Here is a 9,382-nt window from a genome sequence, read left to right as displayed (position 1 = left end):
GCCGGGACGCCCTCCAGCCCCGCCGGCGTTTGAGGCGCGGGGTCCGGGGCGGAGCCCCGGCGGGTCCGGGCAGCGCCCGGGGAACGGTGGAAGGGCGGGTCGGGGACCAGCCCCGCGCAGCGGCACCGCACCCCCCGCCACACCCCACCGGCGCGGCGAGGGTGTGGCGGGGGAGCGGAGGGGTGGCCCCGCCGGACCCCCGCCCGCCCCCCCCTGGCTACAGGCCGCGCAACAGCACCGCCGGCGACTCGACGCAATCCGCGACGTAGCGGAGGAAGCCCCCCGCCGTCCCCCCGTCGCACACCCGGTGGTCGAACGTCAGCGACAACTGCACGACCTGCCGGACGGCCAGCTCCCCGCCGTGCACCCACGGCTTGGGGATGATCCGGCCGACGCCGAGCATGGCCGCCTCCGGGTGGTTGATGATCGGCGTGGAGCCGTCGACCCCGAACACCCCGTAGTTGTTCAGGGTGAACGTGCCGCCCGTCAGGTCGGACGGTGCCAGCTTCCCCGCCCGCGCCAGCTCGGTCAGGCGGGCGAACTCCGCCGACAGGGCCTCCGCGCTGCGGCCCTGCGCGTCACGGACCACCGGGACCATCAGGCCCCGATCGGTCTGCGCGGCGAAGCCCAGGTTCACCGCCGGGAGGCGGACGATCTCGCCCGCCGCCAGGTCCACCGTGGAGTTCAGCTCCGGGTACTTCGCGAGCGCGGCCGTGCAGATCCGCGCCAGCAGGGCCAGCACCGAGATCTTCGGCCCGCCCGCGGCGTTCATCGCGGTACGGGCGGCCATCAGCTCGGTGGCATCGGCGTCCACCCAGCAGGTGGCGTCCGGGATCTCCCGGCGGCTGCGCGAGAGCTTCTCCGCGACGACCCCGCGCAGGCCCTTCAGCGGGACCCGCTCGCCCCGCGCCTGCGGCGGCGCCGCCACCGGGGCGGCGGCGGTCTGCGGCGCCGACAGCGCCGCCTCGACGTCCGCGCGCAGGATCAGGCCCTCACGGCCCGACCCCCGCAGCGCCCGCAGGTCCACTCCGTGGTCCCGGGCCAGCTTGCGCACGATCGGCGAGATGACGGCCACCGGCCCGGTGGAAACCCCCACCGGAACGGCGACCGGCGCCGCGGCGGCCGGAGCGGGGGCACGGACCGGAGCGGGCGCCGCGGCCTCGGCGGTGGCGGGTCGCACCCGCCGCCGTCGCGCCTGGCGGGAGTGGTCCGTGCCGTAGCCCACCAGCACGTTCCCCGACCCCGAGGACTCCGACCCCGAAGGCTCCGCGCCCGGCTCGTCCCCCGCGGCCGCGCCCACCGCCACGGTGATCAGCGGAGCCCCCACCGGAAGCTCCTGCCCCTCCTCACCGAAGCGGGCGGTGACCACGCCCCCGTAGGGGCACGGCACCTCCACCATCGCCTTGGCCGTCTCGACCTCGACGACCGGCTGGTCGATGGCGACGACGTCGCCGACCGCCACCAGCCAGCGCACGATCTCGGCCTCCGTCAGGCCCTCGCCGAGATCCGGCAGCTTGAACTCCATCACCTGCGGCATCAGTTCTCCCACTGCAGGCGGGCCACGGTGTCCAGGATCCGGTCCACACCGGGCAGGTGGTACTTCTCCAGCATCGGCGGCGGGTACGGGATGTCGAAGCCCGTCACCCGCAGCACCGGCGCCTCCAGGTGGTGGAAGCACCGCTCGGTGACGCGGGCGGCGATCTCCGCGCCCGGTCCGCCGAAGCCGCCCGCCTCGTGCACGACCACCGCGCGCCCGGTCCGGCGTACGGACTCCACGACGGTGTCCTCGTCGAAGGGGACCAGCGAGCGCAGGTCCACGACCTCCAGGTCCCAGCCCTCCTCGCGGGCCGCCTCGGCCGCCTCCAGGCACACCGGCAGCGACGGCCCGTAGGTGATCAGGGTCGCGCTCGTGCCGCTGCGCCGGACGAGCGCCTTCCCGATGCCCGGGACCCGCGCCGGTGCCTGCGGCGACCAGTCGGACTTCGACCAGTACAGCCGCTTCGGCTCCAGGAAGATCACCGGGTCGTCGCTCGCGATCGACGCGCGCAGCAGCCCGTACGCGTCCTCGACCGTCGCCGGGGTCACCACGGTCAGGCCGGGCGTCGCCACGTAGTACGCCTCGGAGGAGTCGCTGTGGTGCTCCACCCCGCCGATCCCGCCGCCGTACGGCACGCGGATGGTGATCGGCAGCGGCATCGCGCCCCGGGTGCGGTTGCGCATCTTCGCCACGTGCGAGATCAGCTGCTCGAAGGCCGGGTAGGCGAACGCGTCGAACTGCATCTCGACGACGGGCCGCAGCCCGTACATCGCCATGCCCACCGCGGCGCCGAGGATCCCGGCCTCCGCGAGCGGGGTGTCGGTGCAGCGCTCCTCGCCGAACTCCTTCGCGAGCCCGTCCGTGATCCGGAAGACCCCGCCGAGGGTCCCCACGTCCTCACCCATGACGTGGACCGTGGGGTCCTCCGCCATCGCGTCGCGCATCGCCCGGGTGAGGGCCTGCGCCATCGTGGCCGGCTTGGCCGGAGCCTTGGCCTTCGCCGTGGCCGTCGTCATCACTCGTTCCCCGCTTCCAGCTCCGCGCGGAGCATGGCCGCCTGCTCGCGCAGCCGGCCGGTCTGCTCCGCGTAGACGTGCGCGAAGAGGTCCATCGGGTCCAGCACGGGATCGGCGTTCATCCCCTCGCGGAGCGCCGCCGCCATCTCCTCGGCCGCCTCGCGCTCCACCCGGATGCCCTCCTCGTCGAGGATGCCGCGGGCGGTCAGCTCGCGCTCCAGCAGCAGGACCGGGTCGTGCGCCTTCCACGCCTCGACCTCGGAGTCCCCGCGGTAGCGGGTCGCGTCGTCGGCGTTGGTGTGGGCCTCGATGCGGTACGTGACCGCCTCGATCATGGTCGGTCCGCCGCCGGCCCGGGCCCGCCGGACGGCCTCGGAGAGCACCTCGTGCATGGCGGCGACGTCGTTGCCGTCGACCAGCCGGCCGGGCATCCCGTACCCCACGGCCTTGTGGGCCAGGGTCGGGGCGGCGCTCTGCTTGGCGAGCGGGACCGATATCGCGAAGCCGTTGTTCTGGACCAGGAAGACCACCGGTGCCTGCCAGACCGCCGCGAAGTTCATCGCCTCGTGGAAGTCGCCCTCGCTGGTGCCGCCGTCACCGACCATGGCCAGGGCGACCACGTCGTCCCCGCGCAGCCGGGCCGCGTGCGCCAGGCCGACCGCGTGCGGCAGCTGGGTGGCGAGCGGGGTGCTCAGCGGGGCGATCCGCAGCTCGCGCGGGTCGTAGCCGGTGTGCCAGTCGCCGCGCAGCAGCGTCAGCGCCTGGACGGGGTCCAGACCGCGGGCGACGGCCGCCAGGGTGTCGCGGTAGCTCGGGAAGAGCCAGTCCTGCTCCTCCAGGACCAGGGCGGCCGCGATCTCGCAGGCCTCCTGGCCGACGGTGGAGGGGTACACGGCGAGGCGTCCCTGCCGGGTGAGCGCGGTGGCCTGCGCGTTGTAGCGGCGGCCGCGCACCAGCTCGGCGTAGCAGCGCCGCATCAGCACGGGGTCGAGCCGGTCCGCCGCCTCGGTGCCCAGCACCCGGTAGGGCTCGGGGTCCGGAAGCAGCGGAGCGGCGTCCGTACGGGGCCTCCAGGCGGGCGGGGTGGACCGGTGGGACGCACCGGCACCGGGCAGCTCTTGGACCGTCATGGCGGCGTACACCTCCTCGTGGGAAGCGGGCAGGGACGCCCCGGATGTGAGGCGCCTCACCTACCGATTGTTCGGTTGTCCGCGCAATTTGGCTACAGGCGGCTCCAGGCTGTGGACAAACTGGCGCCGGGGGCCTGGTATGGGTGCAGGACGTCCAGGAGAGGGAGGCATCGGGCAATGCCGGATGAACAAATGGCCGGAGCGGGTCCCACGCCGGTACCGGCGGGGAGCGCCTCCGGGGTCCCGCCGGTGCCGCCTCGCGCCCTCGACCCGATCGACCGGTCGATCATGCGGCTGCTCCAGGCGGACGGCCGCGCGTCGATACGGTCGGTGGCGGAGCAGGTGCACGTCTCGCGGGCGAACGCCTACGCCCGCATCAACCGGCTCATCGACGACGGGGTGATCCGCGGGTTCACCGCCCGCGTGAACCATGAACGGGCCGGTCAGGGCGCCTCCGCCTACATCACCCTGAAGATCGTCCAGAACTCCTGGCGCACGGTCCGCGAACAGCTCCGCGAGCTTCCGGGCGCCGCGCACATCGCGCTGGTCAGCGGGGACTTCGACGTCCTGCTCCTGGTGCACACCCCGGACAACCGCACCCTGCGCGAGCTGGTGCTGACCCGCCTCCAGTCCATCCCGGAGGTGCTCTCCACTCGCACCCTGCTGGTGTTCGAGGAGACGGACCTGCTGGCCCCGGGCCCCGGGCAGCCCACCGGACCGACGATCACGGAGGACTAGGCCGTACGGGGGCTGCCCGCCCGGGACCGCCCCCGCGGCGGGCCGGGCGGCCGAGATCAGTCCCGGACGGTCCGCAGGCCGTCCAGGGCCATGCTGACCACCGCGTCCGCGAGCTGGTCCTGGCTCGTGCCCGGGTGCGGCCGGTACCACTCGACCAGCGAGTTCACCATGCCGAAGAGCAGGCGGGTCGCGAGGCGGATGTCCACGTCCGCGCGCAGGTCGCCCTCGGCCGCGGCGGCCTTGAGGAGCTCCGCGACCTGGTGGTCGAACTCGCGGCGCCGCTCCAGGGCCCACCGCTCGGTGCGGGTGTTGCCCCGTACGCGCAGCAGCAGCGTCACGTACGGCAGCTCGCAGACCAGCACCTCCACCGTCCGGCGGGTGACGTACTCGACGCGCTCGACGGCGCGCCCGCGCACCGCGGCCGGCTCCTCCAGGACGGCGAACAGCCCGTCGAGGGCGCGGCTGACGGCCCGGCGCAGCAGTTCCTCCTTGCCCGCGACGTGGTGGTAGATCGAGGACTTCGAGATGCCGGCGGCCTTGGACAGGTGCTCCATCGACGTGCCGTCGTAACCGCGCTCGTTGAAGACCTGCACGGCCACGGACAGGAGCGTCTCGGGGGTGTAGGTGTCCCGCTTGGCCGTCGTCACTCCGTGTCCCCCGACTCGTCCTCGTCGCCCGCCGCGTAGCCCAGCTTGAACAGCGCCAGCGAGGGCGCGTACCGGCCGCCGGGACAGCGTTCGTCGAGGTGGTGGAGGAGGTCGTAGGCCCAGTCCCGGCCGAGCCGGTCGTGCCATTCGGCCGGGCCGAGCGGGTAGTTGACGCCGAGCCGCATCGCGGTGTCGACGTCCTCGGCACTGGCCGCCCCGCGGGCGACGGCGTCGGCGGTGAGATCGATCAGCATCGCCACCGTCCGCGCGACGATCATGCCGGGGACGTCGCCGATGACGGAGACCTTCTTGCCGAGCTTCTGGAAGAGGCCGACCGCCTCGGCGAGGGTCCGCGCGCTGGTGTCCGCGCTCGCGGAGAGCGCGACGCGGGTGCAGCCGCGGTAGTCGAGCGCGAGGTCGAAGTAGACGACGTCGGCGAACTCGACGGAGGTCTTGCCGTCCGCCAGGACCAGCTGGCCCTCGCCGGGGAGCTGGATGTACGGCCCCCCGTGCTCGGTGGCCGTGACCGCGATCCCGGCCTCCTCCATCAGGTCGGCCAGCTCGGCCGCCGGCCCCAGGTCGCCGACGACGGTGACCTTCTCCGGGGCGTCCTCGGGACCGGCCGTGTGCGGCTGCGGCAGGACGGCGTCCGGACCGTACGGGAACCAGCCGTGCCCCGACTTGCGGCCGAGGCGGCCCGACTGGACCAGGCGGCGCTGCGCGAGGGACGGGGTGAACTTGGGACTGCGGAAGAAGGACTCCCACACCGAGCGGGTCACGGCCTCGTTGACGTCCTGCCCGATCAGGTCGGTCAGCGCGAAGGGGCCCATCTTGAAGCCGCCGCTCTCGCGGAGCACGGCGTCGATGGTGGCCGGGTCGGCGCCCTGCTCCTCGTACACCGCGAAGGCTTCGGCGTAGAAGGGGCGGGCGATCCGGTTGACGATGAAGCCAGGGGTGTCCGCGCAGCGCACCGGCGTCTTGCCCCAGCCCAGGACGGTGGCGTACGCGCTCCCGGCGGCGGCCGGGTCGGTCGCGAAGCCGGTGACCACCTCGACGAGCGGGAGCAGCGGGGCCGGGTTGAAGAAGTGCAGGCCGAGGAAGCGGCCGGGGTGCGCGAGCCCGGCGGCGAGCTCGGTGACGGAGAGGGAAGAGGTGTTCGTGGCCAGCAGCGCGTCCGGCGCGACCACCTCTTCGAGGGCGCGGAAGAGGGCGCGCTTGACTCCGGCGTCCTCGACGACCGCCTCGATGACGAGGGCGGCGTCGGCGAGGTCCGTGAGGGAGACGGCCGGCGCGATCCGGGCGATGGCGTCCTCGGACTCGGCCTGGTCCAGACGGCCCTTGGCCGCCATGCGCTCGACGCGGTCCTGCACGATGCCGGCGCCGTCCGCGGCGAGCGAGGCGTTGATGTCGTAGAGCAGCACGCGGTGACCTGCGAGAAGGGCGACCTGGGCGATGCCCTGTCCCATGGTGCCCGCGCCGACGACCGCCACAGTCCGGGACCGCTCTATTGCTGTCATGACCCGATCCTCCCGCACCGACTTATCCACAGGTCCGCCGGGCCCTCTTGTCCCGACCGATCGTTCGGTTACTCTAACTCCCGTCTGCTCTCCTTCGCCCGGCTCAACGAGGAGTTGGTCCCTGATGGCCGCCGAGCTCACCGTCCCCCAGCTGTCCGCCCAGCACCGGCCCACCCTGGACCAGGCCCTGTCGGCGATCCGCAGCCGCGCCTACTGGTCCCCGCATCCCGAACACCCCAAGGCATACGGCGAGAGCGCCCCGGCCGACGGGCTCGCCGCCTTCGAGGCCCTCCGCGGCACCCGGCTGGACCTGGGCCAGCCCGGTACGGACGGCTGGGCCGGCGGCGAGGTCTCGCCGTACGGCCCGGAACTGGGCGTCGAGTACCCGCACGCCGATCCGGACGTGCTGCTGCCCGCCATGCGGGCCGGCATGGGCGCCTGGCGCGACGCGGGGCCCGAGACCCGTGCCCTGGTCTGCATCGAGATCCTGTCCCGCATCTCCGCCCGCACCCACGAGTTCGCGCACGCGGTCATGCACACCAGCGGCCAGGCTTTCATGATGGCGTTCCAGGCGGGCGGCCCGCACGCACAGGACCGCGGCCTGGAGGCCGTGGCCTACGCGTACGAGGAGCAGACCCGCGTCCCCGGCCGGGCCGACTGGTCCAAGCCGCAGGGCAAGCGGGACCCGCTGGAGATCGGCAAGAGCTTCACGGCGGTCCCGCGCGGCATCGCGCTGATGATCGGCTGCAACACCTTCCCCACCTGGAACGGCTACCCGGGCCTGTTCGCCTCCCTGGCCACGGGCAACGCGGTGCTGGTCAAGCCGCACCCGCGCGCCGTCCTCCCGCTGGCCCTGACCGTCCGGGTCGCGCGCGAGGTGCTCGCCGAGGCGGGCTTCGACCCGAACCTGGTCGCGCTGGCGGTGGAGCGGCCCGGCGAGGGCATCGCGAAGACCCTGGCCGTGCGCCCCGAGATCAAGCTGATCGACTACACCGGCTCCACCGAGTTCGGCGACTGGCTCGAGGCCAACGCCCGCCAGGCGCAGGTCTACACGGAGAAGGCGGGCGTCAACACCGTCGTCCTGGACTCCACCGACGACTACAAGGGCATGCTGTCCAACCTGGCCTTCTCGCTGTCCCTGTACAGCGGCCAGATGTGCACCACCCCGCAGAACCTGCTGATCCCCCGCGAGGGCATCGCCACGGACGCCGGGCACAAGACGTACGACGAGGTCGTCGCCGACCTCGCGGCCTCCGTCGGCGGCCTGCTCGGCGACGACGCCCGGGCCAACGCGCTCCTGGGCGCGCTGGTCAACCCGGACGTCAGGGCCCGGCTGGAGGCGGCCGCCTCCCTCGGCGAGGTCGCGCTGGCCTCCCGGGAGATCGTCAACCCCGAGTTCCCGGACGCGGTCGTCCGTACCCCGGTCATGGTCAAGCTCGACGCGGCCAAGCCGGACCCGGACGCGGCCTACCTCTCGGAGTGCTTCGGCCCGGTCTCCTTCGCGGTGGCGGTCGACTCCACGGCGGACGCCCTGGACCTGCTGCGCCGCACGGTGCGCGAGAAGGGCGCCATGACGGTCGGCGCGTACACGACGTCGGCGGACACCGAGCGGGCGATCGAGGAGGTCTGCCTGGAGGAGTCGGCGCAGCTCTCGCTGAACCTGACCGGCGGGGTGTACGTCAACCAGACCGCCGCGTTCTCCGACTTCCACGGCTCCGGCGGCAACCCGGCGGCCAACGCGGCCCTGTGCGACGGAGCGTTCGTGGCGAACCGCTTCCGCGTGGTGGAGGTCCGCCGCCAGGCGTGACCTCGGGACGGGGCGGTCAGCCCTTGGGGCCGCCCCAGTGGAAGAGGGCCATGGCCACGCTGGTCGCCAGGTTGTAGCTGGACACCTGCGGCCGCATCGGCAGGGAGACCAGGTGGTCGGCCCGGGCGCGCAGCTCCGGCGATATGCCGTGGCGCTCGGATCCGAAGGCGAGCACGGCGTCGTCCGGGAGGGTGAGGGAGCGGATGTCCTCGCCCTCCGGGTCGAGCGCGTACAGCGGCCCCGGGGGCAGCTCCTCCAGCTCGACGCGGTCCACGGTGGTGGCGTAGTGCAGCCCGGCCCCGGCCCGGACGACGTTCGGGTGCCAGGGGTCCAGGTCGCCGCGGGTGACCACGCCGGTGGCCCCGAACCCGGCGGCCAGGCGGACGACGGCTCCGACGTTGCCGAGGTTGCGGGGGTTGTCGAGCAGGACGACCGGCGCGGGACGCGGCAGCCGCCCGAGGGCGGCCCGGCCGGCCTCCCGGTCGGGCCGTACGGCGAGAGCGGCGACCCCGGTGGGGTGCACGCGGGCCAGCAGCCGCTTGAGCTCCGCCCGGCGCACCAGCCGGGCCACGTCGGCCCCGACATCGGGGGCCAGCCCGTCCGCGAGCGCCCGTACGGCGGCGGGATCGTCGGCGACGACCGCCTCGACCCGCGCCCCGAACCGCAGGGCGTGCTTCAGCGCGTGGAACCCGTCCAGCAGCACCAGATCCTCGCGCCCGGCGGCCTCCCGCCACAGCCGCACGGTCTCATCGGCTCCCGCATCCTCACTCATCCCCCGACCCTACGACCCCCACAACCCGGCAAATCACACCCCCAGGCCCAGCCGACACCCGAGGCGCCACCCCCAACCCCGCCGGCACTCCACACACGGCCCAGCTCCGCGCACGCACGAGGCACACCATCCAGCCCCGCCGGCGTTTGAGGCGCCACCCCCAGCCCCGCCGGCGTTTGAGGCGCGGGGTCCGGGGCGGAGCCCCCGGCAACGGCGCC

Annotated in this window: 8 protein-coding genes; 2 read left to right on the top strand and 6 right to left on the bottom strand. The window is 73.9% G+C overall.

Annotation, left to right across the window (positions count from 1 at the left end; translation table 11 throughout):
• Window positions 1-217: 217 nt before the first annotated feature.
• From ABT106_RS28860 to pdhA, 3 genes are read right to left on the bottom strand one after another with little or no spacing between them, the layout of a single operon-like run.
• Window positions 218-1,537 (bottom strand): dihydrolipoamide acetyltransferase family protein, encoded by a 1,320-nt coding sequence (locus tag ABT106_RS28860; protein WP_351283122.1) that lies wholly within the window; start codon window positions 1,535-1,537, stop codon window positions 218-220.
• The gene (locus ABT106_RS28855) at window positions 1,537-2,553 is read right to left on the bottom strand and encodes an alpha-ketoacid dehydrogenase subunit beta (RefSeq protein WP_267725099.1); all 1,017 of its coding nucleotides are present in this window, start codon (window positions 2,551-2,553) and stop codon (window positions 1,537-1,539) included. Before ABT106_RS28855 ends, ABT106_RS28860 begins: the two co-directional genes overlap by 1 nt.
• Window positions 2,553-3,683, bottom strand: a complete 1,131-nt coding sequence (gene pdhA, locus ABT106_RS28850) for a pyruvate dehydrogenase (acetyl-transferring) E1 component subunit alpha (RefSeq protein WP_351283128.1) — start codon at window positions 3,681-3,683, stop codon at window positions 2,553-2,555. The genes ABT106_RS28855 and pdhA overlap by 1 nt, the downstream gene beginning before the upstream one ends.
• A gap of 177 nt (window positions 3,684-3,860) precedes the next feature.
• On the opposite strand from pdhA, the gene ABT106_RS28845 reads away from it, so the two are divergent.
• Complete coding sequence (locus ABT106_RS28845) at window positions 3,861-4,421, top strand: Lrp/AsnC family transcriptional regulator (protein ID WP_502979512.1); 561 nt, start codon at window positions 3,861-3,863, stop codon at window positions 4,419-4,421.
• 56 nt (window positions 4,422-4,477) lie between these two features.
• Here ABT106_RS28845 and ABT106_RS28840 read toward each other — a convergent pair whose 3' ends face one another.
• Both ABT106_RS28840 and ABT106_RS28835 read right to left on the bottom strand, forming a co-directional pair.
• Window positions 4,478-5,068, bottom strand: coding sequence for a TetR/AcrR family transcriptional regulator (locus ABT106_RS28840; RefSeq protein ID WP_351283119.1), 591 nt, complete (start codon window positions 5,066-5,068; stop codon window positions 4,478-4,480).
• A complete protein-coding gene (locus ABT106_RS28835) occupies window positions 5,065-6,585 on the bottom strand; it encodes a 3-hydroxyacyl-CoA dehydrogenase (RefSeq protein ID WP_351283116.1) in 1,521 nt (506 codons plus the stop codon). Before ABT106_RS28835 ends, ABT106_RS28840 begins: the two co-directional genes overlap by 4 nt.
• Window positions 6,586-6,709: 124 nt before the next feature.
• Between ABT106_RS28835 and paaN the strand changes: the two genes are divergently transcribed.
• The gene (gene paaN, locus ABT106_RS28830; RefSeq protein ID WP_351283114.1) at window positions 6,710-8,392 is read left to right on the top strand and encodes a phenylacetic acid degradation protein PaaN; all 1,683 of its coding nucleotides are present in this window, start codon (window positions 6,710-6,712) and stop codon (window positions 8,390-8,392) included.
• 16 nt (window positions 8,393-8,408) lie between these two features.
• On the opposite strand, the gene ABT106_RS28825 is transcribed toward paaN, so the two are convergent.
• A complete protein-coding gene (locus ABT106_RS28825; RefSeq protein WP_351283111.1) occupies window positions 8,409-9,164 on the bottom strand; it encodes a TrmH family RNA methyltransferase in 756 nt (251 codons plus the stop codon).
• Window positions 9,165-9,382 lie beyond the last annotated feature (218 nt).

Origin of the sequence: Streptomyces sp. NPDC002044 (assembly GCF_040296725.1) — a bacterium.
GTDB classification, from domain to species: Bacteria; Actinomycetota; Actinomycetes; order Streptomycetales; family Streptomycetaceae; genus Streptomyces; species Streptomyces antarcticus.
This window is presented reverse-complemented; position numbering and strand designations above follow the sequence as displayed.

Coding starts and splice junctions, on each gene's coding strand:
- ABT106_RS28860 (WP_351283122.1), bottom strand. CDS start 1,537: ATGCCGCAGGTGATGGAGTTCAAGCTGCCGGATCTCGGCGAGGGCCTG.
- ABT106_RS28855 (WP_267725099.1), bottom strand. CDS start 2,553: ATGACGACGGCCACGGCGAAGGCCAAGGCTCCGGCCAAGCCGGCCACG.
- pdhA (WP_351283128.1), bottom strand. CDS start 3,683: ATGACGGTCCAAGAGCTGCCCGGTGCCGGTGCGTCCCACCGGTCCACC.
- ABT106_RS28845 (WP_502979512.1), top strand. CDS start 3,861: ATGCCGGATGAACAAATGGCCGGAGCGGGTCCCACGCCGGTACCGGCG.
- ABT106_RS28835 (WP_351283116.1), bottom strand. CDS start 6,585: ATGACAGCAATAGAGCGGTCCCGGACTGTGGCGGTCGTCGGCGCGGGC.
- paaN (WP_351283114.1), top strand. CDS start 6,710: ATGGCCGCCGAGCTCACCGTCCCCCAGCTGTCCGCCCAGCACCGGCCC.
- ABT106_RS28825 (WP_351283111.1), bottom strand. CDS start 9,164: ATGAGTGAGGATGCGGGAGCCGATGAGACCGTGCGGCTGTGGCGGGAG.